Raw genomic sequence first — 22,415 nt, 5'->3', positions numbered from 1 at the left:
AGGAACGGACGCTTCCTTTGTACTCACCCTCTCGGGCTTTCCTCCGGGCGCTTCCCTTCGGTGTTTCATTTTGTTCTTGCTGTTCTTGCGTTTCCAACTCTACCAGATCCGATTTCCGTTCCGTTTCCGGTTCGGATTTCAATTCCGGTGGCCGTTGGGGGCCTTTGCCTTTCGGCGTGTTCACTACGTTAGCGGATTCCCTCTGCAACTCATAATCGAGTTCCGCGAGTTCGAATTCCGGCATGCGAGCATGCGAAATGCGCCCCCGCTGAGGGGAAGTCGTAGGTAGTGGTTGGCCGCTTCCGGCTGCTGGCAGATTGCCGTACCCGGGTCAAGCGGCTCGGGCCACATTACGGTCCGCCCAGGGCCGAGTCAAGTTCGGCGGCGTCGGGGCGCATGGGCCCGATAAGGGCTGACCGTCGGGTCGTTGGGGATCCAGAAGCGCCAGGGGTGGGCGGCGCCCTCGCCGCCGACGCCCGTACGAGGGCCGCTGCTGACCAGGTCGGGGTGGACGGGGGTGCCCGTAAGGAGGGTGAGGGGAGCGTCCGGGCCCGCGCAGAAGTCGACGCCGTTCAGGCTCCGGTCCACGTCAAGGGCCGTGGCGAGGCGTGCCGGGCCTTTGGCCAGTTCCCTGTCGTTGCGGGCCGAGAGTCGACGCCCGCGGGCGATCTCGGCGCCGGTGGTGATCTCCCCTGCCCTGAGCAGGACCCCGCTCGCCTTGCCTTCGGGGCCGCACACCACGTTGAGGCAGTGCCACATGCCGTAGGTGAAGTAGACGTACGCGTGTCCGGGCGGACCGAACATCACGCTGTTGCGGGCGGTCGGACCGCGATAGGCGTGTGATCCCGGATCGGCCTCGCCCGCGTAGGCCTCCACCTCTGTAAGGCGCAGCTCGATCGGGCCGTCCGGTGAGCTGCGTACAAGGATGCGACCCAGGAGATCCGGGGCCACATCGATGACAGGGCGCTCGAAGAAGTCGGGGGTCAGGGGCGTACGGTCAGGGGCCTCGATCATGGCGTCCGAGACTACTGGAGACAGTTTGGCCAGGTGGGTGGTCACCGGCTGAGCGGATTGTCAGGCTGAGGCGCGGAACCGGACGTGGGTTCACCGCGTTTGTATGGATCAAGGATTCAAGTCGAGACGAGTCGAACCACAGGCCGGGCCTGGGGGATGGAGAGTCATGGGGTTCAAGAAGCTGCTTGCGAGCCTGGGTGCCGGTGGTGCTTCGGTGGAGACGGTGCTGACCGAGGTCAATGTCGTACCCGGTGGTGTCGTCCAGGGTGAGGTGCGCATCCAGGGCGGGTCCGTGGACCAGGAGATCGAGGGTCTGTCCGTCGGTCTGCAGGCGCGGGTAGAGGTCGAGGGCAACGACCAGGAGACGAAGCAGGACATCGAGTTCACCAAGGTGCGGCTCGGCGGGGCCTTCACGCTCCAGGCGGGCCAGGTGCACGCGGTGCCGTTCGGGCTCGAGATCCCCTGGGAGACGCCGGTCACCTCCATCGACGGGCAGCAGCTGCGCGGGATGAACATCGGTGTGACCACGGAGCTCGAGATCGCGCGGGCCGTGGACTCCGGTGACCTGGATCCCATCAACGTGCACCCGCTGCCGGCGCAGCAGGCCATCCTGGACGCCTTCATCCAGCTCGGCTTCCGCTTCAAGAGCGCGGACATGGAGCGCGGTCACATCCGTGGCACGCGGCAGAAGCTGCCGTTCTACCAGGAGATCGAGTTCTACCCGCCGCAGCAGTACCGCGGTCTGAACCAGGTCGAGTTGAGCTTCGTGGCCGACGACCGCGAGATGGACGTCATCCTGGAGATGGACAAGAAGCCGGGTCTCTTCAGCGAGGGCAGCGACTCGTTCCGGTCGTTCCAGGTCGGTCTCGCCGACTTCCAGGGGACGGACTGGGCGGCGTACCTCAACGAATGGCTGTCCCAGGTCGGCAGCAAGCGCAACTGGTTCTAGGCTCGAATGGGGTTCTAGGCTCGTCACGGAAGAGCCGTAGAGCTACCGCCCAGCAGGAACCAACCAGGAGGTGCCGACGTGACCGAGCTCAAGAGGCCGCCGCTTCCCCACGCCTTCCATCCGCCCGTGCCGTCGTTCACGGTCGTGAGCGAGGATTTCGAGCCGGGGGCGGTCCTTAAGGACGCTCAGGTCCATGCGGCAGGGAACACCTCGCCGCATCTGCGGTGGGAGGGCTTCCCGCCGGAGACCAAGAGCTTCGCCGTGACGTGCTTCGACCCTGACGCGCCCACGGGCAGTGGGTTCTGGCACTGGTCCGTCATCGACATCCCGGTGTCGGTGACGGAACTGCCCACCGGCGCGGGCAGCGGCAAGTTCGAGGGGCTGCCCGAGGGCGCGGTGCAGGTGCGGAACGACTACGGGACGAAGGAATTCGGTGGCGCTGCGCCGCCGCCCGGTGACCCGGCGCACCGCTACGTGTTCACCGTGTACGCGGTCGATCAGGAGAAGCTCGGGCCCGACTCCGACACTTCGCCTGCCGCCATCGGTTTCAACCTCCGGTTCCACACGCTCGGGCGCGCGCAGGTGCTCGCCGAGTACGCGGCTCCCGCCGACAGCTGAGCGTCCAGCGTTCACCGGACGTTTGCCCGCCCCTGGTCATGGAATTGATCAGGGGCGGGCATTTTTTATTGCGTTGTCCATCTCGGCGTGCCCGGCCAGAGTTGATCCCAGCCCGCCAGGGGGTGGGTCGGTGTGCATACGGGAGGTGGGCGAAATGCGGGACACGCTGGTGCTGAACGCGAGCTTCGAGCCGCTGTCGACGGTGACGCTGAACCGTGCCGTCGTGCTGGTCCTCAACGACAAGGCCGTCGTCGAGGAGGCCCACCCCGGACTCCGTGTGCGCGCCGCGGCGGTCGAGATACCGGTGCCTCGGGTGATCAGGCTCTGCAGGTACGTACGGGTGCCCTTCCGAAGACGGGCTCCGTGGTCGCGGCGCGGTGTTCTCGTGCGGGACCAGCACAGGTGCGCGTACTGCGGGAGGCGGGCGACCACCGTGGACCACGTGGTGCCGCGGGCGCAGGGGGGTGCGGACTCCTGGCTGAACACGGTCGCTTCGTGCGCGATGGACAATCACCGCAAGGCGGACCGTACGCCTGAGGAGGCGGGGATGCCCTTGTTGCGGCAGCCCTTCGAGCCGACACCTGCGGGTGCGATGCTCTTGTCGCTCGGCAGGGACGAACTGGCGACGCTGCCGGGTTGGCTGGCGGCGCCTGCCGCGTAGCGGTGCGGGTTGTTCTTGGCTGAGTGCGCAGTGTCCCGCGCCCCTTCGGGCGCGGGGGTTTCCTGCGTCAGTCGATCGGCGGTTGTTCGCGGCGTTCGGTGGCGGGGGCGTTGCCGCCCGAACCGCCGCCCGTGGGGTTGAAGTTGCCGAACGCGCCGCCGAGGCCCTTGAGGGCGTCGCCGATCTCGCTGGGCACGATCCAGAGCTTGTTCGCGTCGCCCTCGGCGATCTTCGGGAGCATCTGGAGGTACTGGTACGCGAGGAGCTTCTGGTCCGCGTCTCCGGCGTGGATGGACTCGAAGACCGTACGGATCGCCTGGGCCTCGCCCTCGGCGCGCAGGGCCGCGGCCTTGGCCTCACCTTCGGCGCGCAGGATCGCGGACTGCTTCTCACCCTCGGCGCGCAGGATCTCCGACTGCCTCACACCTTCGGCCTGGAGGATCGCGGCGCGCTTGTCACGGTCGGCGCGCATCTGCTTCTCCATCGAGTCCTGGATGGAGGTCGGCGGCTCGATCGCCTTGAGCTCGACACGGTTGACGCGGATGCCCCACTTGCCGGTGGCCTCGTCGAGGACGCCGCGCAGCGCCGCGTTGATCTCCTCGCGGGATGTCAGGGTCCGCTCGAGGTCCATGCCACCGATGATGTTTCGCAGTGTGGTGACGGTGAGCTGCTCGATCGCCTGGATGTAGCTGGCGACTTCGTACGTCGCGGCGCGGGCGTCGGTCACCTGGTAGTAGATGACGGTGTCGATGTTCACCACGAGGTTGTCCTGGGTGATCACCGGCTGGGGCGGGAACGGGACGACCTGTTCACGGAGGTCGATGCGGTTGCGGATCGAGTCGATGAACGGGACGACGATGTTCAGGCCCGCGTTCAAGGTCCGGGTGTAGCGGCCGAAGCGCTCCACGATCGCCGCACTGGCCTGCGGGATGACCTGGATCGTCTTGATCAGGGCGATGAAGACCAGCACCACCAGAATGATCAGGACGATGATGATTGGTTGCATCGTTGCTCCCCGTACCCCTCTTGCTCGGTGTTCCCAAAAGATCCGCGGAGCCGGCACGCGGACCGGTGAAGATCTTGCTGGTCGAGTCTGTCAGACCGTCGCACACCCCGTGGTGCATTCACCGTGGTGCATTCACCGTGGTGCATCACATGACGATCGCCGTCGCTCCGTCGATCTCGACGACATCCACCTCGTGTCCCGCCTCGTAGGCCTGGTCGGTGTCGAGCGCGCGGGCCGACCAGATCTCGCCGGCGAGCTTGATCCGGCCGCCGGAGCCGTCGACCCGTTCAAGGACGACGGCTGTCCTGCCCTTCAGCGCGTCCACTCCCGTGGCCAGCTCGGGCCGTTGGGAGCGCTGTCGCGCCGCCACGGGGCGTACGACCGCGATGAGCGCGACCGACACCGCGGCGAAGACGACCACTTGGAGCACGGTGCCGCCGCCGAGACCCGCGGTCACTGCGCCCGCCACGGCGCCCACGGAGAGCATGCCCAATTCCGGCATGGCGGTCAGTACGAGCGGGATTCCGAGCGCGGCGGCGCCGATCAGCCACCACACCCATGCGTCGATGTCCACATGTTCATGGTAGGACCGCGAGCTCTTCCCGCACAGGGCACGTGATCTCCCGGCCGGAGCGGGCCCGGCCGTGCGCGCCGGTGTCAGCGGAGCGAGAGGCCCTGGGCGCTCCAGCGCTCGCCCCGCTCCTCGACCACCAGGGGCAGTCCGAAGCAGAGGGAGAGGTTGCGGGAGGTCAGTTCGAGCTCCAGCGGGCCCGCGGCGAGGATCTTGCCCTGCCGGATCATGAGGACGTGGGTGAAGCCGGGGGCGATCTCCTCGACGTGGTGCGTGACCATGATCATCGAGGGGGCGATCGGGTCGCGGGCGAGGCGGCCGAGTCGGCGTACGAGGTCTTCGCGGCCACCGAGGTCGAGGCCTGCGGCGGGCTCGTCCAGGAGGAGCAGCTCGGGGTCGGTCATCAGGGCGCGCGCGATCAGGGTGCGCTTGCGCTCTCCCTCGGAGAGGGTGCCGAACTTGCGGTCCAGGTAGTCGGTCATGCCGAGGCGGTCGAGGAAGGCGCGGGCGCGCTGCTCGTCGATGTCCTCGTAGTCCTCGTTCCAGCCGGCGGTCATGCCGTACGCGGCCGTGAGCACCGTCTGGAGCACGGTCTGGCTCTTGGGCAGCTTCTCGGCCATCGCGATTCCGGCGACGCCGATGCGCGGGCGCAGCTCGAAGACGTCCGTGCCGGGCTTGCCGAGGGTCTCGCCGAGGATGGTGGCGTTGCCGGTGCTCGGGTAGAGGTAGCTTGACGCGACGTTCAAGAGGGTCGTCTTGCCCGCGCCGTTCGGTCCGAGGATGACCCAGCGCTCACCCTCCTTGACCGACCAGGAGACCTGGTCCACCAGAGCCCGGCCCTCGCGGACAACGGATACGTCCTCCAGCTCCAGTACATCGCTCATGAGCGCGTTGTCTCCCATTGCAGTCTCGGCTGTCGCTTGCGCCTGTGGACGCAGTCCCCTGGGAGAAAACCTACGCCACCGGTCGAGCGCTCCAGTGCTTAGCCCGGTCCTTAGGCTGTACGCATGCTCTCGGAACCACGCTCAGGACGCTTGGCAGCATGGGGAAATGCCCTTCTTGCCGGACTTGTCTCACCGGATGACGCGGTGCTCGCGACGGTCGGCGACGACGCCGTACACCGGGTCGAAGGTCTTCCCGGCGAGGCGGGGCCCGTCGGTCTCACGCTCGCCCTCGGAAGATTGCGCACGCTCGGGGTGACCGGGCTCCGGGTCGCGCTGCCCGCGCCCGGGCATCCGCTCGGTCTGTGCGGGCCGCCCGCTTTCAACGCGCGGGCTCTCGAGGCGCAGGAGGCGGTCGTCGCCTACGGCGCGCCGTACGGCCTGGTGCCCGAGGTGTCCGAGGCGGGGCCCGTCGGCGATGTGCATGTGGAGGTCCTCTGGCACTGCCTGCCCGTACGGGAGGCGCCGCCCGCCGATGTGCCCTCGCTGAGCGAGGCGGAACGTGAGCTGGCCGAGGCGCTGCGGGATGCGACGGAGGTGCTGTCGCGGCTCGACGTCGCGGGCTCGGGGCCGGTCGCCGAGGCGGCGGTTGACGCGTACCGGGCGCGGGCCGAGCGGGGTCGCGAGGCACTCGCACCGGGATATCCGCCACGTGCGGTACGGGTGTTGGAGCTGGCTCAGCGGGTCGGCCTGCTGATCTCGGTGGCGTACGAGAACGGCCATGGCGGGGCCGTGAGCGCCTCGGAGATGGCCGCGCGCGGCGAGGCGCTCCGGCCGGTGGAGCGGACGGCTCGGCGGGCGCAGGTGGCCGCGTACAACGCCTATGTGGAGGAGCGGGAGCGGGGCTGAGGCCCCTGAAGGGGCGCGTGACCGACATCCGGGGCACCCGGGTGTCCAGGTCCTGTGTACTGCGGGGACGTCGCTGACTGCGGGACCGTCGTGGCTTGTCGCGCCCACGCTGCGGAGCCGCATGTCGATACGGCACGCGCCCCTTCAGGGCACGACCGACCGGCCCCCTGGGAACTGCCCCGGGAGCCGGTGGTCACTGCTGCGCCTCGGGTGTTCGTCAGGTGTTGAGGCCGGCGTTCGCGAAGGCCGGGTTGAGGGCACCGATGACGGACACGGTGTTGCCCACGGCGTTCACGGGGATGTGCACCGGCGCCTGGACGAGGTTGCCCGAGCCGACGCCCGGCGACTTCACGGCCTTGCCGTCCGCGTGCGCACCGTCCGTGGCGGAGGCGAGACCGGCACCGGCGACGATGAGGCCACCCGCGACCATCGTGACTGCAGCGGCCTTCTTCAGGTTCTTCACTTCTGGGTCCTCCTAAGCGATCGCTGCGGCCAGCCGCCGCAGCACGCACTGGAGAACGGCCGGGCGGCTCACAGGTTGCGCCGAACGGGGGACATTGACACGACGGTATGAATCTCAGACCGGAACGCAACCATCCGCTCCGCCGGTTGACGGAGTGCGCCGGAGCGTTGATCAGCCGGTCACACCATGTCGTACGGCCCACAGCGCGGCCTGGGTGCGGTCGGCGAGGTCCAGCTTCATCAGGATGTTCGAGACGTGGGTCTTGACGGTCTTCTCGGAGAGCACGAGCGCACGCGCGATCTCGCGGTTCGAGCGGCCGTCGGCGATGAGCCCCAGGACCTCGCGCTCCCGCTCGGTGAGCGAACCGCCCCTCCCCTGCCCGGCGTTGGTCTCCTCCTGGGACAGCAGCGCCCCCGCCACCTCGGGCTGAAGGAGCACATGGCCCGCGTGTACGGAGCGGATGGCGCCCGCCAGGGCATCCGGGTCGACGTCCTTGTAGACATACCCGGCGGCGCCCGCGCGCAGGGCCGGGACGACCGTGCGCTGCTCGGTGAAGCTGGTGACGATGAGCACGCGCGCGGGGTTGGCCAGTTCGCGGAGCTTGCGCAGCGCCTCGACCCCGTCCATGCCCGGCATCTTGACGTCCATGAGGACGACGTCCGGTTTCAACTTCTCGGCCTGCTCGACCCCTTCGGCGCCGTCCGACGCCTCGCCCACGACCTCTATGTCGTCCTGCACCTCCAGGAACGTACGCAGACCGCGGCGGACCACCTGGTGGTCGTCGACCAACAGCACCCGGATCCCCGTCTTCGGATTGGACACAGCGTCAGCCACCGGGAACCTCCATATCGATCGTCGTGCCCTTTCCGGGCTCCGATTCCACGGTCAGCCGTCCGCCGACCCCGCCGGCCCTGTCCCGCATCGAGACCAGGCCCAAGTGCCGCCCCGCGCGGCGGATCGCGCGGGGGTCGAAGCCGCCGCCGTCGTCCGTGACGCGCAGCACGGCTCCCGCTCCGCGCCGCACCAGGGTGACGCGGACGCGTTTCGCGCCGGAGTGGCGCAGGGCATTGTGCAGCGCCTCCTGGGCGACGCGAAGCATCGCTTCCTCCTGGGCCGCGGGCAGGGCGCGCACCGCGTGGCTCTCGAAGGTGACTTCGGCGGAGTGCGCCCGGTCCAGGACCTGCGTGTGCGTGCGCAAGGTGGCCACCAGGCCGTCCTCGTCCAGGGCGGCGGGGCGCAACTCCACCACGGCGGCGCGCAGTTCGTCCGCCGCCTCGGCCGCGAGCACGGCCACCTGCTGGAGTTCGCCCTTGGCGCGCGCCGGGTCGCGGTCCACCAGGGCGGTCGCGGCCTGGGCCGTCAGGCGCAGGGAGAAGAGCTTCTGGCTGACGGCGTCGTGCAGTTCATGAGCCAGGCGCGAGCGCTCCTCGGCGATGGTCAGCTCACGGCTGCGTTCGTAGAGCCGGGCGTTCGTGAGGGCGATCGCGGCGTGCTGGGCGAGGATGGAGAGAAGCTCCTCGTCGTCGGCGGTGAAGCCGCAACCGCCTTCCGGCTTGGCGGGCGTTCGGGGGTCTGGGGGTCGCCCCCCAGAAGATCGCAGCTTGTTGGCCAGGAAGAGCGCGCCGAGCGTCTCGTCCCCGTACCGGATCGGCAGGCCGAGGAAGTCGGACATGTCCGGGTGGGCGGACGGCCAGCCCTCGAAGCGCGGGTCCTCGCGCACGTCGGCGAGGCGCTCGGGCTCGGCCTTGTGCAGCATCGCGGCGAGGATGCCGTGCTGACGGGGCAGCGGACCGATGGCGCGCCACTGTTCGTCGCTGACGCCGTCGACGACGAACTGGGCGAATCCGCCGTGGTCGTCCGGGACACCGAGCGCCGCGTACTCGGCGTCGAGCAGCTCGCGGGCGGAGGCGACAATCGTCTTGAGGACGTCGCGCACCTCTAGCTGCCTGCTCATGGCGAGAAGCGCGGAGCTCACCGCGTTCAGGCCGGACCGGTGACCTTGACTCATGGCCTCACCGTACCGGCGGGGTGTGACAGCGCGTATCGGACCTGTGGCGGCCACCGCCTAGGGCCGTGGACGTAGGCACGTCGACGTAGACCCAAGGGACCTGAGCTGTTGCGGCTCGGGCACGAGGCGCCGCGGGCGGGTCCGTTCGTAGCGTGAGGTCATCCGCTGGAGAAGCGGGTGCCAGGGCGGCCCGAGGGGACGGATGTCATGCCGGTAGCGATCATCACGGGGGCTTCGAAGGGACTGGGGCGTGCGCTGGCGACGGCACTCGCCGGGCGGGGCTGGGGTCTGGTGCTCGACGCGAGGACAGCCTCCGCGCTCGATGAGTCCGCGCGGGATCTGGCGGGCCTCGGCGCGCGGGTGGAGGCCGTCGCCGGGGATGTCACGGACGCCCGACACCGGGCGGATCTGGTGGCAGCGGCGCGCGCTCTCGGCGGTCTCGATCTGCTGGTGAACAACGCGAGCGCGCTGGGCGCGGAGCCTCTCGTGCGTCTTGAAGACCTCACGCCCGACGGGCTGCGGCAGGCGCTTGAGACCAATGTGGTGGCGGCTCTGGGGCTGGTCCAGGAGGCGCTGCCCTTGTTGCGGGCCTCCGGGGCGGGGGCCGTGGTCGGTGTCAGCTCCGATGCGGCCGTCGAGGCGTACGAGACATGGGGAGGGTACGGAGCGTCGAAGGCCGCCCTTGATCATCTGTCGGCGGTCCTCGCCGTGGAGGAGCCGGGGATCAGGGTGTGGGCGGTCGACCCCGGTGACATGCGGACCGATCTCTACGAGGCGGCCGTTCCGGACGACGACGCCTCGGGGCGGCCGTCGCCCGAGACGGTGGTGCCCGCCTTCCTGCGGCTGCTCGACGAGCGCCCGGCCAGCGGGCGGTACGCGGTTCCTTCCCTGCCGGCCGGTTCTCTGTCCGCCGCCTCTCCGCTGGACGCCCGATGACGCTGGCCGTGCGGGTGCCCGAGGAGCTGGCGGCCCGCGTACCCGCCGAGCAGCGGGGCCCGGGGCTCGGCAGGGACGCGGTGCGGCTGCTCGTCTCACACGGGACGGATGTCTCGCACCACGCGTTCGCCGATCTGCCCGCGCTGCTGCGGGCCGGTGACGTGCTGATCGTGAACACCTCACGGACGCTGGCCGCCGCAGTCGACGGAACTGTCAAAATCGCGGGGCACGCGCGCGTAGTGGTGCATTTCTCGACGCGGGGCGACGACGGACGGTGGGCCGTCGAGCTGCGGGATCCGGACGGCCGGGGCACCACGCGGGCGCGCGCGGGCGGGCCCGCGGATTCAGTCGTGCGGCTCCCCGAAGACGTACGTCTTGTCTTCGAGGAGCCGCTGACCACGGGGAGCGGCCGGTTGTGGTGGGCCCGGGTGTCGGCCGACGTGCCCTCGCTGCTGCGAAGGCACGGGCGCCCCATCCGTTACTCCTATACAGAGAGGGACCAGCCGCTCTCCGCCCACCAGACGGTGTTCGCCCTGCCGTCGGCCGACGGGACGGGCAGCGCGGAGATGCCGAGCGCGGCCCGGCCGTTCACCGCGGGCCTCGTGGCGCGCCTGGTGAGCCGGGGTGTGCAGTTCGCGCCGGTCACCCTGCACACGGGGGTGGCGTCGCCCGAGGCGCACGAGCCGCCGTATCCCGAGCTCTTCGAGGTGCCCGGGACGTCGGCGCGGCTGATCAATGCCGCCAGGGCGGGCGGCGGGCGGGTCATCGCGGTCGGTACGACGGCTGTGCGCGCCGTCGAGTCCGCCGCGGGGTCCGACGGGGTGGTCCGGGCGGCGGCGGGCCGTACGGAGCTCGTGGTGACGCCGGAGCGAGGCGTGCGCGCGGTGGACGGGCTGCTCACGGGGCTGCACGAGCCGGGGGCCTCGCATCTGCTGATGCTGGAGGCGATCGCGGGCCGGGCCGCCGTCGGCCGGGGTTACACGGAGGCGGTACGCCGTCTCTACCTCTGGCACGAGTTCGGCGACGTACATCTCCTACTTCCGGAGGAGTTTGCTCACGTAGAGAGTTGCGACGGCAACTGTTGGTGAGGTTGTTACGTATTCGCTGTGAGCCCGCGCATAGGGCGCACGTCACGTACGAAGTCTCCTAGTGGATGAGATATCCCTTTATGCGCAGGGGGTGCAATGCCGTCAAACCGTACAGCGCACCCCCTGGTCCACTACCCGGCTTCGTACGTCACTGCTTTGCCACAGAATTTTGCTGCCGCTAAGAATTGCATCCGTCGCTCGGCGCCGCGGTCTCACACCGCGGCGTTTGTGTCGGAGAAGCAATGTCCCCGCCGACCAGAGCGACCTCCGCTATTCGAAGAGGTCCATCCGCATGCCCCAGCACAGCACCCCTGGTCATAGTCGCCCCGCGCTGACCAAGACCCAGAAGTTCTCGATCGCCGGTGTCGCCACGCTCGGCGCCGCTGCCCTCGCGTTCTCCCTCGTGCCGGGCAGCGCCGATGCCGGAACCCAGACGCAGAGCCTCGACGCAGCGGCCCCGGTGGCCTTCAAGCAGAACGTCGACGCCCAGCAGGCCGTCCACGCCGGTGTCATCAAGCAGCGGAACACCGCCGACAAGCAGGCCAAGGACGCCGCCGCCGCGAAGGCGAAGGCCGAGGCCGACGCCGCCGCGAAGAAGCGGGCCGACGAGGAGGCCGCGGCCAAGAAGAAGGCCGAGGACGAGCGCAAGGCCAAGGAAGCCGCGAGCCGTGCCGCCGCGCGCAAGCCGGTCTACGCCAACAACCTGGACGGCTGGATCCGCCAGTCCCTGGACATCATGAAGTCCAAGGGCATCCCCGGCTCCTACGACGGCCTGCACCGCAACATCATCCGCGAGTCCGCGGGCGACCCGAACGCCAAGAACGGCTGGGACATCAACGCCATCAACGGCACCCCGTCCGTCGGCCTGCTCCAGGTCATCCAGCCGACGTTCGACGCCTACCACGTCGACGGCACGTCCACGAACATCCTCGACCCGGTCGCCAACATCACGGCCGCGGCCAACTACGCGGCCGACCGGTACGGCTCGATGGACAACGTGAACAGCGCCTACTGAGCCTGATCTCCTGATCAACGGACCTCTTCACCGGGGCTCGACAGACGCCGAAGGGCGGCACCCCAGTGGGGTGCCGCCCTTCTCGTCCGCCGCGGGTCGTCCGCCCGCGGCGGCTGACGCGCTTACTTGCGCATGACCTCCGGCTCGTGGCGGCGCAGCAGTCGCGCGACCGCGAAGCCGCAGGCGATGCCGAGCAGGAGCAGGACCGTGATGTTCAGCCCCCACTGGCCGACCGAGTGCTCCCAGAGCGGGTCGAGATCGCCCGGCTTCTTCGGGTCCCACGGCGGCATGAGATGCGCCAGGTCCAGCGTGGAGCCCGCACCGGCGATGGCCCAGCGCGACGGCATCAGCCAGGCGAACTGCTCCAGGCCCGGCGAGCCGTAGATCTGGAAGAGCACGCCGGTGAAGACGACCTGGACGATCGCGAACATCACCAGGAGCGGCATGGTCTTCTCGGAGGTCTTCACCAGCGAGGAGATGACCAGGCCGAACATCATCGAGGTGAAGCCCAGGGCGATGATGACCAGGCAGATCTCGACGGCCGGAGGCATGATCAGGCCCTCTGCCGGCATGTCGCGCGTCGCGAAACCGATGCCGCAGATGATGACGCCCTGGAAGGCCGTGATCACGCCGAGGACGATGACCTTGGACATCAGGTACGCCGAGCGGGAGAGGCCGGTGGCCCGTTCCCGTTCGTAGATGACCCGTTCCTTGATCAGCTCACGTACGGAGTTGGCCGCGCCGGAGAAGCACATGCCGACCGCGAGGATCAGCATGATCGTGCCCGCGTCGCCGTTGAACTTGGCCGGCGGCTTGGGCGGGCCGAGCCCGAAGTCGGCCGGGATCACGACGCTGACGATGCCGAGGACCGCGGGCAGGATCACCATCAGACCGAGGAAGCCCTTGTCGGAGGCGATCACCGAGGTGTAGCGGCGGATGAGGGTCCACAGCTGCGAGCCCCAGCCCTGCGGCTTGGGCGGCCTGATCGCCTGCGGCGGCGGCATGTGGACCGACTGCGCGGCCACGGCGTCGATGTCGGCGGCATACATCTGGTAGTGCTGCGAGCCCTTCCAGCGGCCCGCCCAGTCGTAGTCGCGGTAGTTCTCGAACGCCGAGAAGACGTCCGCCCACGTCTGGTAGCCGAAGAAGTTGAGCGCTTCCTCCGGCGGACCGAAGTACGCGACCGAGCCGCCCGGCGCCATTACCAGGAGCTTGTCGCAGATCGCCAGCTCGGCGACCGAGTGCGTGACGACCAGGACCGTACGGCCGTCGTCCGCGAGGCCACGCAGGAGCTGCATGACGTCGCGGTCCATGCCCGGGTCGAGGCCCGAGGTCGGCTCGTCCAGGAAGATCAGCGATGGCTTGGTGAGCAGCTCCAGGGCCACCGACACACGCTTGCGCTGGCCACCGGAGAGGGAGGTGACCTTCTTCTCCTTGTGGATGTCCAGCTTGAGCTCGCGCAGGACCTCGTCGATGCGCTGCTGGCGCTCCTGCTCGCTGGTGTCCGAGGGGAAGCGCAGCTTGGCGGCGTACTTGAGGGCCTTCTTGACGGTCAGTTCCTTGTGCAGGATGTCGTCCTGCGGGACCAGACCGATGCGCTGGCGCAGCTCGGCGAACTGCTTGTAGAGGTTCCGGTTGTCGTAGAGGACGTCACCCTGGTTGGCGGGCCGGTAACCGGTGAGCGCCTTGAGCAGGGTGGACTTTCCGGAGCCCGAGGGGCCGATGACCGCGATGAGCGACTTCTCCGGGACGCCGAAGGAGACGTCCTTGAGGATGTCCTTGCCGCCGTCGACCGTCACCGTCAGGTGGCGCGCGGAGAAGGAGACCTCACCGGTGTCGACGAACTCCTCGAGCCGGTCGCCGACGAGCCGGAACGTCGAGTGGCCGACGCTGACGGTGTCGTTCGGGCCGATGAGGGCCGTGCCGGACTTCGCGATCGGCTGGCCGTTGATGTACGTGCCGTTGTGCGAGCCGAGGTCGTGGATCTCGAAACGGCCGTCCGGAGTGGCCGTGAACTCGGCGTGCAGCCGCGAGACCTGGAGGTCGGAGACGACCAGTTCGTTCTCCAGCGCACGGCCGATGCGCATCTTGCGGCCGAGCGAGAGCTGGTGGAACGTCGTCGGACTGCGGTCACCGTAGACCGGCGGGGCCCCCGCGGCACCGCCGGAACCCGCACCGGGACCCTGCTGCTGCGGGACCTGCGGCTGCTGAGGCTGCTGAGGCTGCTGGTGATGAGCCTGCTGCTGAGGCTGCGGCCAGCCCTGCTGCTGCGGCTGCTGCTGGGGGGCCTGCTGCTGTTGGGGTGCCTGGGCGGCCCAGCCGGGTCCGCCCTGTTGCTGCGCGTGGTGCTGTGGTGCCTGGTGTTGCGGCGCTTGGTGGGCCGGTGCCTGCTGAGCGGCCTGCTGCGGTGCGGACACGGCGGCGGCCGAGGCACTGCCGGACACGTTCAGGCGCGGACCGTCGGTCGCGTTGCCGAGGTTCACGGCCGAACCGGGGCCGATTTCCATCTGGTGGATCCGCTGGCCCTGCACAAAGGTGCCATTGGTGCTGCCGTGGTCCTCGATGACCCAACTGCGGCCGCTCCAGCTGATCGTGGCGTGACGCCAGGACACCCTGGCGTCGTCAAGCGCGAGATCCCCCTGCGGATCACGTCCAAGGGTGTACGACCTGGACGGATCGAGCGTCCAGGTCCTTCCATTCAATTCCAGTACGAGTTCCGGCACTCCAGCCCCACTGAGTTGTCCCCCGAGCTAGCCCCCATATGGGGAGTCTAGGGATGTCGAACATCGGGAGGAACTATTTCAGGCGGAGGGCTCTGACCGAAAGTCGGGCCTTGTGAAGACTGCGTACGGGCCTCCACTGCCGCCCCGTTGACGGGGCAGAAAACGCCCCGGAGAGTAGTAACCGCCCATGAGTGCATACGGATCATGCGCATTGCGCACATCCCGTATGAACAGGGCGACGCGGTGCGAGTCGGGGGGTCCTGATGAAGACCGGCGGGAAACGGGCCGAAGGCCGGGGTGTGCGGTGGGGCGATGCGCTGATCTCCGCTGTCGCCGCTGTGAGCTGGGCTCTTGTCGGCATGGCCGGCACGGCGGCGCTCGGCCTGCAGCTGCTGGGCGCGGACGCGGTGGGGTCACTGGGGCCGATGACCGCCGCTGTGGTGGCGCTCGGCGCGGGTGGCTCGGTCACCCCGTCCGGTGATGTCTCGGCGTTCGGGCTCAAAGGGGCCGAGGCGACCACCGCGATCGACGTCGCGCCCTTGGGCGTGGGGCTCGCGGGCGCGGTGCTCCTTGCGTATTTCTTCCTACGCTCCCTGCGCGGGGCGGGAGTTGTGATCGCACCCGCCGAGCTCGCCACGCGCGCGGGCGCCGTGGTCGTCCTCTTTCTGGCGATGCTCGGGGGGCTCGCATGGGCGGGTCACGACATCATCACGATCGACGGCTCCAAGCTGGGGATCGGCAAGGGCATCGACAAAGGGCTCGACCAGCTCCCGGGCGGCATCAAGGACAAACTTCCCGGCGGGCTCGGTGACATCGGCGGCCTGCTGCCCGACCGGCTCGGCGATCTCGCGAAGGCGAAGGCCTCGGTCGGCTTCACCGTGGACACGGGTCCGACGCTGCTCGGGGGCGCGGTGTGGGTGATCGTCGTCCTGCTGATCGCGCTGCTCGTGTCCCGTCGTACGCCGCTGCCGAGCGGGTGGGACGCCGTGCACCGCGCGGTGCGGCCCGCCTCGTCCGCCCTTGTCACGGTGGCGCTCGTGGCGGTGCTCGCCGGACTCGCGGCGGCGGCGTACGCGATGATCGGCGACGCCCATCCCAAGCGGATCGCGGGCGCTGCGCTGCTCGGGGCGCCGAACGGGGTGTGGCTCGGGGTGCCGATCGGGCTCTTCGTGCCGTGGGACGGCGAGGCGACGGGCGCGCTCGCGAAGCTCCTGCCGGATCCGCTGGACGACCTCCTGACGGGGTCGGGCTCCTCGGGGAAGGAGGCGGTGACGCTGGGGCGGCTCGCGGAGCTCGACAGCCGGGTCTGGCTCCTGGGTGTCGCGGCGGCGGTGATGATCCTGTTCGCGGGGGTGCTCACCGCCGTCCGCACTCCTTACTCACGTGGTGAGAGCGGCGCCCTGAGGTTCGCGGGGCGGTGTGCGGTGCGGCTCGGTGCGGTGACGGCGCTCGGCCTTCCGTTGATGGTGTGGCTGACGGGGTTGTCCGCCGATGCCTCCCTTTCCGTGCTCAGCTTCGACGCGTTCGGGGCGGGCATCGAGCTGCACGGGCGCCTGGGGATGGCGTTCCTCCTGGGCGCGGCGTGGGGCGCGGGGGCGGGAGCGGTGGGGGCGTCGCTCGCGGTGGCGAGCGGGGCCGCGGGGGGACGGGTGGCGGCGTTGGCCCTTGCGGGTGCGGGTGCGGGTGCGGGTGCGGGTGCGGGTGCCGGTGCCGGTGCCGGTGCGGGTGCCGGTGCGGGTGCGGGTGCCGCGGGGTCGCCTGGGGTGGTGCCACCCGCTGAGGGGGCGGCCGGGGAGGCCGGGGCAACTGGTCCGTACAGTCCCAGCTCGCCCTTCCGGCCCTCGAATCCCGACACCAATCCGTACCTCCGGCCGCCGCGGGATGTCTCCGGGGCGCCGACGGTGGTGGGACCGATCACTCCGCCTCCGCAGCCGAAGCCGCGGCCCCGTTCCTCGGGCGACGGTGACTGGCCGCCTCCTCCTCCCCCGCCGCCGCCTCCGCCTGGCGGCCGGGGCGGCCGGGGCGGCGGGGGAGGTCGGGGCGGCCGGTAGGCGTTGCCTTCGGCTGCCTGCCGGTGGTGGGTACCTGTCCCGCCGCTTCGCGGCGGATCTCTCCCTCCCACCCACCCGATCACCCGGCGACACGACAACTCGACGCAATGCATCGCCGGGTAACGGGTGGGCGGGTGAGTGAGGGAGGGAGTGGGTGGGAGGGAGGGTGGGAGGGAGAGATCCGCCGCGGCGACGGCACGAAGCCGGGGCCTCAGGGCCTCAGGGCCTCAGGGCCTCAGGGCCTCAGGGCCTCAGGGCCTCAGGGCCTCAGGGCGAGAACGCGGCTCGGCCCAGGAAGGTGTCCGGCACGCGGACCACTTCGCCGCTCGCGCAGAGCACCCGGATACGGTGGCCTCACCATGAGCGCTCCTCAGCCACCGCAGCCCGCCGATGTCCCCACGCTCCTCGTCAAGATCTTCGGCAAGGACCGCCCCGGAATCACAGCAGGGCTCTTCGACACCCTCGCCGCCTACTCCGTCGATGTCGTGGACATCGAGCAGGTCGTCACCCGTGGCCGCATAGTGCTGTGCGCGCTCGTGACCCAGCCGCCGGCCGGTCTGGAGGGCGACCTGCGGTCCACCGTGCACAGTTGGGCCGAGTCCCTGAAGATGCAGGCCGAGATCATCTCGGGTATCGGCGACAACCGCCCGCGCGGCTCCGGCCGTTCCCACGTCACCGTGCTCGGCCACCCCCTCACCGCCGAGTCGACCGCCGCCATCGCCGCCAGCATCACCGTGACCGGCGGCAACATCGACCGTATCTTCCGGCTCGCCAAGTACCCGGTCACCGCAGTCGAGTTCGCCGTCTCCGGCGCGGAGACCGAGCCGCTGCGCACCTCCCTCGCCCTGGAGGCGGCGAAGCTCGGCGTGGACGTCGCCGTCGTCGCGGCGGGCCTGCACCGACGTGCGCAGCGGCTCGTCGTGATGGACGTCGACTCGACCCTCATCCAGGACGAGGTGATCGAGCTCTTCGCGGCGCACGCAGGATGCGAGGACGAGGTCGCCGAGGTGACCGCGGCCGCGATGCGGGGCGACCTGGACTTCGAGCAGTCGCTCCACGCCCGCGTGCGGCTCCTCGCCGGGCTCGACGCCTCGGTCGTCGACAAGGTCCGCTCCGAGGTCCGCCTCACCCCCGGCGCCCGCACCCTCATCCGCACGCTCAAGCGCCTCGGCTACCAAGTGGGCGTCGTCTCGGGCGGCTTCACCCAGGTCACCGATGATCTGCAGGAACGTCTCGGCCTCGACTTCGCCCAGGCCAACACCCTGGAGATCGTCGACGGCAAGCTCACCGGCAAGGTGACCGGCGAGATCGTGGACCGCGCGGGCAAGGCGCGGCTCCTTCGCCGGTTCGCCGAGGAGGCCGGGGTCCCGCTCGAACAGACCGTCGCGATCGGCGACGGCGCCAACGACCTCGACATGCTGAACGCGGCCGGTCTCGGTGTCGCCTTCAACGCCAAGCCCGTCGTCCGCCAGGCCGCGCACACCGCAGTGAACGTCCCCTTCCTCGACACCGTCCTCTACCTCCTCGGCGTCACCCGCGAAGAGGTCGAGGCGGCGGACACGCACACCGACTGACATCGGGCCAGCAGCTCCTTCGTCAGGGCTTACGCCGATGGGCCCCGGTACCGCAGTGGTACCGGGGCCCATCGGCGTACGTGCGTCAAGGACCTGCTCGCGTCAAGGACCTGCTCGCGTCGAAGACCTACTCGGACGGTGCCCAGTAGTCGACGAGTGTGCCGACCCCGGGCTCCAGGGCCTTCCACGAGCCTGAGTACGTCAGGACGGCGAAGGCCGAGGTGGGAAAGCCGCGGCGATCCATCCGCGTGCGGGCGTCGCCCTCGGCATCACCGGCGAGGATGTCCGCGAGCCCCTGCACTCCGGGGTTGTGGCCGATCAGCACGACGTTCTGCACGTCGTCCGGGGTTTCGTTGAGCACGGCGATCAGCTCGCCAGGAGAGGCTTCGTACAGCCGCTCCTCGTAGACGGTCTTGGGCCGGTCCGGCAGCTCATGGACGGCGAGCTTCCATGTCTCGCGGGTCCTGGCGGCGGTCGAGCAGAGGGCCAGGTCGAAAGGGATGCCGCTGTCGGCCAGCTTACGGCCGGCGACCGGGGCATCCTTGCGTCCGCGCTCCGCGAGCGGACGCTCGTGGTCGGAAACCTGGGGCCAGTCGGCCTTCGCATGCCGGAAAAGGACAATCCTGCGGGGTTCTGCGACGCTCATGCATCCCAGCTTCGCATGAAACCCGCCAGCGGGCGCAGGGAGTTGGACTGCTCCCCCGGCACGGGTGACGGCGTCCACCCGGGGCAGGTCACGAGGTCGTACGGAAGACCGTCTCCTGTATGCGCTCGAGCACGTGCGTGACCACCTGTCCGCTGCCCGCCGCATGTGCGTCGGCGGGGTTCAGCACCAGCAGGAGCAGGGCCGCGAAGGCGATGGCGGGGAGGGCGATCGCCCACCACGGAAGCTGGATCTCGACGCTCGCGGAGTCCTTGGTGGCTCCCGGATCGCGCCGTGTGTGCGAACGGGCCGACATGCCGCCTCCGTGGTCTTCGAGTCCTCCGTGCCGCGTCTTCGCGGCCACATCTCGAAGGTACGGATCCGGCGACCCTCAGCACATCCGGAGATCCACCCACTTGACCCTGACACTGACCCCCTAGGGGATGGTGGTGCTAACCCCACCATCGGCCCCGCCGGGGTCAGTTCACGGCGAGGCGATGGAGGCGATGATCCCGATGATCACGGTGATGGCCAGCATCGCTCCCAACACGAGGAGCAGCTTCTTCTGGCCGTTCTGGGGGTTCGGGTCGAGCACTGGCATGGGGAGAGTCTCGCACCCTTTGTCCGAAGGGGCTCCGCCGGGGTCGGGGAGTGGGGGTCGGGGAGTGGGGGTCAGGAAGCCGAAGCCGCCGCGACCTCGTCCTCGACCGTGCGGTTGCGGCCCGCCAGGATGCCCACCACGATCTGCGGCACCATCAGGCCCGCCATGAGCGCGATCGGCAGCCCCCAGCCGCCGCTGTGCTGGTAGAGCACGCCCACCAGGAGCGGTCCCGGAATCGAGATCAGGTAGCCCGTGCTCTGCGCGAAGGCCGAGAGCTTGGCGACGCCCACACTGCTCTTGGCCCGCATGCCGACCATGGTGAGGGCGAGCGGGAAGGCGCAGTTGGAGACGCCGAGCAGCAGGGCCCACACCCATGCGCCGCCCTGAGGGGCGAGGTAGAGGCCCGCGTAACCGGCGAGACCGCAGGCGCCGAGCACGACCACCACGGGGCCCTGGTTCGTCAGGCGTGTGGCCACCCTGGGGATGACGAAGGCCAGCGGCACGCCCATCGCCATGATGACGGCGAGGAGCACGCCGGCCTGTCCCGCCGGAACCCCCGCGTCACGGAAGATCTGCGGCATCCAGCCCATCGTGATGTACGCGGCGGTGGCCTGGAGCCCGAAGAAGCAGGCCAGCGCCCAGGCCGTGCGGCTGCGCGTGATGCGCAGGTCGGCGTCCTCCTGGCGCACGGTGGAGCTGATGTGCTCAGGGGCGGCCGACGCGGCACTGCGGTCCCGCACGAGCGGCAGCCACGGCACGACGGCGACGACGGCGAGCGACGCCCACACCGCGAGCCCGGTCTGCCAACTGCCGCCCATCGCATCGGTCATGGGCACCGTGATGGCCGCCGCCAACGACGTGCCGAGCGCGAGCGCCATCGAGTAGAGCCCGGTCATCGAGCCGACCCGGTCGGGGAACCAGCGCTTGACGATCACCGGCATCAGGACGTTGCTGACCGCGATGCCCATGAGGGCGAGCGCGCTCGCGGCCAGGAAGCCGACGGTGCCGCCCAGGAAGGGGCGGATCGCCAGGCCCGTGGCGATCGCGACCATGCCCGCGCAGACCACCGCGCTGGGGCCGAACCGGCGGGCGAGCCGAGGGGCCATCACACCGAAGACCGCGAAGCAGAGCGGCGGGACGGAGGTGAGGAGACCGGCGAGCGTGCCGCTCATGCCGAGCCCGTCACGTACCTCTTCGAGGAGGGAGCCGAGGCTGGTGATGCCCGGACGGAGGTTGAGGGCGGCGAGGACGATGCCGACGATGACGAGCCGCGTCGCCCACGCGCGCGTGGCGGGCTGTTTCTCCGCCGCCCCGTTCGCCGCGTCGGTACGTGTCGGTGTTGTCGTCGGTGCGGGTGTCGGTGTCATCGTCCTGGTTTCCTCACTAGCCATGGGGCCATCATAGAATCATGGGATGATTGGCTGTCCAATCCGTTGGCTCTGTTTCCGTCACCCCCGTCGTCTCCGTTTCCGTCACCCCGTCCTCTCCGTTTCCGTCACACCGCGCACGAAGGATCGTCATGCCGCTGACCACCCCTCACCGCTCTGCGCTCTCCGAGCAGGTCATCGCCGAGCTGCGTAACCAGATCTCGTCGGGAGAGTGGCCGGTCGGCTCCCGCATCCCCACCGAGCCCGAGCTGGTCGAGCAGCTGGGTGTGGCGCGCAACACCGTCCGGGAGGCGGTCCGCGCCCTCGCGCACAACGGCCTGCTCGACATCCGGCAGGGCTCAGGCACCTATGTGGTCGCGACGAGCGAACTGGCCGGCGTGATGCAGCGCAGGTTCGCCGACGCGGAGCCGCGGCACATCGCGGAGCTGCGCAGCACGCTGGAGTCGAGCGCGGCGAAACTGGCCGCGCAGCGCCGTACGGAGCGTGACCTCAAGCAGCTCGACGCCCTGCTGAAGCGGCGCGAGGAAGCCTGGTCGTCGGGCGACGCGGAGGCCTTCGTGACGGCCGACGCGACCTTCCACCTGGCCGTCGTGGCCGCGTCCCACAACGACGTGATGACGGCGATGTACGCGGACCTCGGCGAGGTCATGCGGGACTGGCTGCGCGAGGACGTCGGCGAGAAGCTGACCCCCGAGAGCCACATGGACCATGCCCGGCTCGTCGACGCGATCCGGGAGAACGACGAGGAGGCGGCGGCCAAGGAGGCTGCCGCCTACCCGTTCATGTGCCGCCCGGAACTGTTCACTTCTCGTGCCTGATCTCGTGCCTGATCTCGTGACTGGTCTCGTGACTGGTCTCGTGGCTGACCCGGAGGGGTCACTTCGCGTGGCTGACCCAGACCGACCGGATCTCTTTCCAGCACCGCCCGGTGAGCCGCACCGTCGAGGCGGGCCCCGCCTCGACCTGCGCGCCGTCGCTGTCGATGTCCCACCACTGCTCGCACTCCACGTGCAGCCGGACCCGGTCGGTCTCGGGGTACGGGTTGTGGCAGGACGCGACCGCGTCCGAGCCCGTGACACTGGTGCGGCACTCCGAGCCGAACGGCCGGGGTTCGACCGCCTCCACGCGCGCGCGTGGAGGCTTCGCCTCGGTGACGGCATGTGACGCGGCGCCGCACGGCAGGGCGATCAGCAGGGTGAGAGCGGCGAGCACCGCGGGAGATGACGGGCGCACACCTCAGGGTGCGCGGTTCTGCCCCGTCCCCGCCTGACAGGTGGGCCGAACGGGTGACGCCCCGCCTCCCGCGCAGTGCGGGG

At 69.8% G+C, this 22,415-nt stretch carries 24 protein-coding genes; 10 read left to right on the top strand and 14 right to left on the bottom strand.

Translation table 11 applies throughout. The features are described from left to right. A partial coding sequence (locus ACFVXC_RS28655) for a hypothetical protein (protein WP_389910613.1) occupies positions 1-244 on the bottom strand: 244 nt, incomplete at its 3' end. A gap of 128 nt (positions 245-372) precedes the next feature. Further along, the gene (locus tag ACFVXC_RS28650) at positions 373-1,014 is read right to left on the bottom strand and encodes a DNA-3-methyladenine glycosylase (protein WP_389910610.1); all 642 of its coding nucleotides are present in this window, start codon (positions 1,012-1,014) and stop codon (positions 373-375) included. A gap of 166 nt (positions 1,015-1,180) precedes the next feature. Between ACFVXC_RS28650 and ACFVXC_RS28645 the strand changes: the two genes are divergently transcribed. From ACFVXC_RS28645 to ACFVXC_RS28635, 3 genes are all read left to right on the top strand, one after another. Next, the gene (locus ACFVXC_RS28645) at positions 1,181-1,963 is read left to right on the top strand and encodes a sporulation protein (protein ID WP_389910607.1); all 783 of its coding nucleotides are present in this window, start codon (positions 1,181-1,183) and stop codon (positions 1,961-1,963) included. A 78-nt stretch (positions 1,964-2,041) separates the two neighbouring features. Beyond that, positions 2,042-2,581 (top strand): YbhB/YbcL family Raf kinase inhibitor-like protein, encoded by a 540-nt coding sequence (locus tag ACFVXC_RS28640; RefSeq protein ID WP_383283783.1) that lies wholly within the window; start codon positions 2,042-2,044, stop codon positions 2,579-2,581. 154 nt (positions 2,582-2,735) lie between these two features. After that, positions 2,736-3,242, top strand: a complete 507-nt coding sequence (locus ACFVXC_RS28635; RefSeq protein ID WP_389910604.1) for an HNH endonuclease — start codon at positions 2,736-2,738, stop codon at positions 3,240-3,242. 67 nt (positions 3,243-3,309) lie between these two features. Here the strand turns inward: ACFVXC_RS28635 and ACFVXC_RS28630 are convergent, their stop codons facing one another. The 3 genes from ACFVXC_RS28630 to ACFVXC_RS28620 all read right to left on the bottom strand — a co-directional run bounded on the left by ACFVXC_RS28630 (position 3,310) and on the right by ACFVXC_RS28620 (position 5,703). Then, on the bottom strand, positions 3,310-4,248 hold the full coding sequence (locus tag ACFVXC_RS28630) for an SPFH domain-containing protein (RefSeq protein ID WP_389910602.1): 939 nt from the start codon (positions 4,246-4,248) through the stop codon (positions 3,310-3,312). 145 nt (positions 4,249-4,393) lie between these two features. Next, complete coding sequence (locus ACFVXC_RS28625; RefSeq protein WP_389910599.1) at positions 4,394-4,822, bottom strand: NfeD family protein; 429 nt, start codon at positions 4,820-4,822, stop codon at positions 4,394-4,396. Positions 4,823-4,905: 83 nt separating this feature from the next. Beyond that, on the bottom strand, positions 4,906-5,703 hold the full coding sequence (locus tag ACFVXC_RS28620; RefSeq protein WP_389910596.1) for an ABC transporter ATP-binding protein: 798 nt from the start codon (positions 5,701-5,703) through the stop codon (positions 4,906-4,908). A 123-nt stretch (positions 5,704-5,826) separates the two neighbouring features. Between ACFVXC_RS28620 and ACFVXC_RS28615 the strand changes: the two genes are divergently transcribed. Then, entirely contained in the window at positions 5,827-6,609 is a 783-nt protein-coding gene (locus tag ACFVXC_RS28615) for a hypothetical protein (protein ID WP_389910593.1), read from the top strand. Between the two features lie 217 nt (positions 6,610-6,826). On the opposite strand, the gene ACFVXC_RS28610 is transcribed toward ACFVXC_RS28615, so the two are convergent. The 3 genes from ACFVXC_RS28610 to ACFVXC_RS28600 all read right to left on the bottom strand — a co-directional run bounded on the left by ACFVXC_RS28610 (position 6,827) and on the right by ACFVXC_RS28600 (position 9,080). Continuing rightward, on the bottom strand, positions 6,827-7,072 hold the full coding sequence (locus ACFVXC_RS28610; RefSeq protein WP_389910590.1) for a chaplin: 246 nt from the start codon (positions 7,070-7,072) through the stop codon (positions 6,827-6,829). Positions 7,073-7,243: 171 nt separating this feature from the next. Continuing rightward, positions 7,244-7,906, bottom strand: a complete 663-nt coding sequence (locus ACFVXC_RS28605) for a response regulator (protein ID WP_389910587.1) — start codon at positions 7,904-7,906, stop codon at positions 7,244-7,246. Continuing rightward, positions 7,899-9,080: a GAF domain-containing sensor histidine kinase gene (locus tag ACFVXC_RS28600; RefSeq protein ID WP_389910584.1), complete on the bottom strand. Its 1,182-nt coding sequence runs from the start codon at positions 9,078-9,080 to the stop codon at positions 7,899-7,901. The genes ACFVXC_RS28605 and ACFVXC_RS28600 overlap by 8 nt, the downstream gene beginning before the upstream one ends. Before the next feature lie 207 nt (positions 9,081-9,287). Between ACFVXC_RS28600 and ACFVXC_RS28595 the strand changes: the two genes are divergently transcribed. The 3 genes from ACFVXC_RS28595 (at position 9,288) to ACFVXC_RS28585 (ending at position 12,119) form a co-directional block, all read left to right on the top strand. Then, on the top strand, positions 9,288-10,016 hold the full coding sequence (locus ACFVXC_RS28595; protein ID WP_389910581.1) for an SDR family NAD(P)-dependent oxidoreductase: 729 nt from the start codon (positions 9,288-9,290) through the stop codon (positions 10,014-10,016). Further along, complete coding sequence (locus tag ACFVXC_RS28590) at positions 10,013-11,104, top strand: S-adenosylmethionine:tRNA ribosyltransferase-isomerase (protein WP_389910578.1); 1,092 nt, start codon at positions 10,013-10,015, stop codon at positions 11,102-11,104. Before ACFVXC_RS28595 ends, ACFVXC_RS28590 begins: the two co-directional genes overlap by 4 nt. A 292-nt stretch (positions 11,105-11,396) precedes the next feature. Next, entirely contained in the window at positions 11,397-12,119 is a 723-nt protein-coding gene (locus tag ACFVXC_RS28585; RefSeq protein ID WP_389910575.1) for a transglycosylase SLT domain-containing protein, read from the top strand. Between the two features lie 122 nt (positions 12,120-12,241). On the opposite strand, the gene ACFVXC_RS28580 is transcribed toward ACFVXC_RS28585, so the two are convergent. After that, a complete protein-coding gene (locus ACFVXC_RS28580; RefSeq protein WP_389910572.1) occupies positions 12,242-14,842 on the bottom strand; it encodes an FHA domain-containing protein in 2,601 nt (866 codons plus the stop codon). A 263-nt stretch (positions 14,843-15,105) separates the two neighbouring features. Between ACFVXC_RS28580 and ACFVXC_RS28575 the strand changes: the two genes are divergently transcribed. Continuing rightward, on the top strand, positions 15,106-16,893 hold the full coding sequence (locus ACFVXC_RS28575) for a streptophobe family protein (RefSeq protein WP_389910569.1): 1,788 nt from the start codon (positions 15,106-15,108) through the stop codon (positions 16,891-16,893). Positions 16,894-17,252: 359 nt separating this feature from the next. After that, entirely contained in the window at positions 17,253-18,467 is a 1,215-nt protein-coding gene (gene serB, locus ACFVXC_RS28570; protein ID WP_389910566.1) for a phosphoserine phosphatase SerB, read from the top strand. 127 nt (positions 18,468-18,594) lie between these two features. On the opposite strand, the gene ACFVXC_RS28565 is transcribed toward serB, so the two are convergent. The 4 genes from ACFVXC_RS28565 to ACFVXC_RS28550 all read right to left on the bottom strand — a co-directional run bounded on the left by ACFVXC_RS28565 (position 18,595) and on the right by ACFVXC_RS28550 (position 21,102). Continuing rightward, positions 18,595-19,113 (bottom strand): SixA phosphatase family protein, encoded by a 519-nt coding sequence (locus ACFVXC_RS28565; RefSeq protein ID WP_389910564.1) that lies wholly within the window; start codon positions 19,111-19,113, stop codon positions 18,595-18,597. Positions 19,114-19,201: 88 nt separating this feature from the next. Beyond that, the gene (locus ACFVXC_RS28560; protein WP_389910562.1) at positions 19,202-19,474 is read right to left on the bottom strand and encodes a hypothetical protein; all 273 of its coding nucleotides are present in this window, start codon (positions 19,472-19,474) and stop codon (positions 19,202-19,204) included. 120 nt (positions 19,475-19,594) lie between these two features. Then, positions 19,595-19,711: an SGM_5486 family transporter-associated protein gene (locus tag ACFVXC_RS28555; protein WP_263974370.1), complete on the bottom strand. Its 117-nt coding sequence runs from the start codon at positions 19,709-19,711 to the stop codon at positions 19,595-19,597. 71 nt (positions 19,712-19,782) lie between these two features. After that, positions 19,783-21,102, bottom strand: a complete 1,320-nt coding sequence (locus ACFVXC_RS28550) for a CynX/NimT family MFS transporter (RefSeq protein WP_389910560.1) — start codon at positions 21,100-21,102, stop codon at positions 19,783-19,785. Between the two features lie 128 nt (positions 21,103-21,230). On the opposite strand from ACFVXC_RS28550, the gene ACFVXC_RS28545 reads away from it, so the two are divergent. Beyond that, positions 21,231-21,917 carry a FadR/GntR family transcriptional regulator gene (locus ACFVXC_RS28545; protein WP_389910558.1) on the top strand — a complete coding sequence of 229 codons (687 nt, stop codon included), beginning with the start codon at positions 21,231-21,233 and terminating at the stop codon, positions 21,915-21,917. A gap of 58 nt (positions 21,918-21,975) precedes the next feature. Here the strand turns inward: ACFVXC_RS28545 and ACFVXC_RS28540 are convergent, their stop codons facing one another. Next, a complete protein-coding gene (locus ACFVXC_RS28540; RefSeq protein ID WP_389910555.1) occupies positions 21,976-22,311 on the bottom strand; it encodes a hypothetical protein in 336 nt (111 codons plus the stop codon). Between the last annotated feature and the right edge of the window lie 104 nt (positions 22,312-22,415).

This window comes from Streptomyces sp. NPDC058257 (assembly GCF_042881845.1).
GTDB lineage: Bacteria > Actinomycetota > Actinomycetes > Streptomycetales > Streptomycetaceae > Streptomyces.
This window is presented reverse-complemented; position numbering and strand designations above follow the sequence as displayed.

Bases quoted from the DNA above. Each gene is read 5' to 3' on its own strand.
- ACFVXC_RS28645 (WP_389910607.1), top strand. From the start codon at position 1,181: ATGGGGTTCAAGAAGCTGCTTGCGAGCCTGGGTGCCGGTGGTGCTTCG.
- ACFVXC_RS28630 (WP_389910602.1), bottom strand. From the start codon at position 4,248: ATGCAACCAATCATCATCGTCCTGATCATTCTGGTGGTGCTGGTCTTC.
- ACFVXC_RS28595 (WP_389910581.1), top strand. From the start codon at position 9,288: ATGCCGGTAGCGATCATCACGGGGGCTTCGAAGGGACTGGGGCGTGCG.
- ACFVXC_RS28620 (WP_389910596.1), bottom strand. From the start codon at position 5,703: ATGAGCGATGTACTGGAGCTGGAGGACGTATCCGTTGTCCGCGAGGGC.
- ACFVXC_RS28600 (WP_389910584.1), bottom strand. From the start codon at position 9,080: ATGAGTCAAGGTCACCGGTCCGGCCTGAACGCGGTGAGCTCCGCGCTT.
- ACFVXC_RS28565 (WP_389910564.1), bottom strand. From the start codon at position 19,113: ATGAGCGTCGCAGAACCCCGCAGGATTGTCCTTTTCCGGCATGCGAAG.
- ACFVXC_RS28550 (WP_389910560.1), bottom strand. From the start codon at position 21,102: ATGGCTAGTGAGGAAACCAGGACGATGACACCGACACCCGCACCGACG.
- serB (WP_389910566.1), top strand. From the start codon at position 17,253: ATGAGCGCTCCTCAGCCACCGCAGCCCGCCGATGTCCCCACGCTCCTC.
- ACFVXC_RS28585 (WP_389910575.1), top strand. From the start codon at position 11,397: ATGCCCCAGCACAGCACCCCTGGTCATAGTCGCCCCGCGCTGACCAAG.
- ACFVXC_RS28635 (WP_389910604.1), top strand. From the start codon at position 2,736: ATGCGGGACACGCTGGTGCTGAACGCGAGCTTCGAGCCGCTGTCGACG.
- ACFVXC_RS28545 (WP_389910558.1), top strand. From the start codon at position 21,231: ATGCCGCTGACCACCCCTCACCGCTCTGCGCTCTCCGAGCAGGTCATC.
- ACFVXC_RS28590 (WP_389910578.1), top strand. From the start codon at position 10,013: ATGACGCTGGCCGTGCGGGTGCCCGAGGAGCTGGCGGCCCGCGTACCC.
- ACFVXC_RS28575 (WP_389910569.1), top strand. From the start codon at position 15,106: ATGAAGACCGGCGGGAAACGGGCCGAAGGCCGGGGTGTGCGGTGGGGC.
- ACFVXC_RS28615 (WP_389910593.1), top strand. From the start codon at position 5,827: ATGCTCTCGGAACCACGCTCAGGACGCTTGGCAGCATGGGGAAATGCC.
- ACFVXC_RS28650 (WP_389910610.1), bottom strand. From the start codon at position 1,014: ATGATCGAGGCCCCTGACCGTACGCCCCTGACCCCCGACTTCTTCGAG.
- ACFVXC_RS28555 (WP_263974370.1), bottom strand. From the start codon at position 19,711: ATGCCAGTGCTCGACCCGAACCCCCAGAACGGCCAGAAGAAGCTGCTC.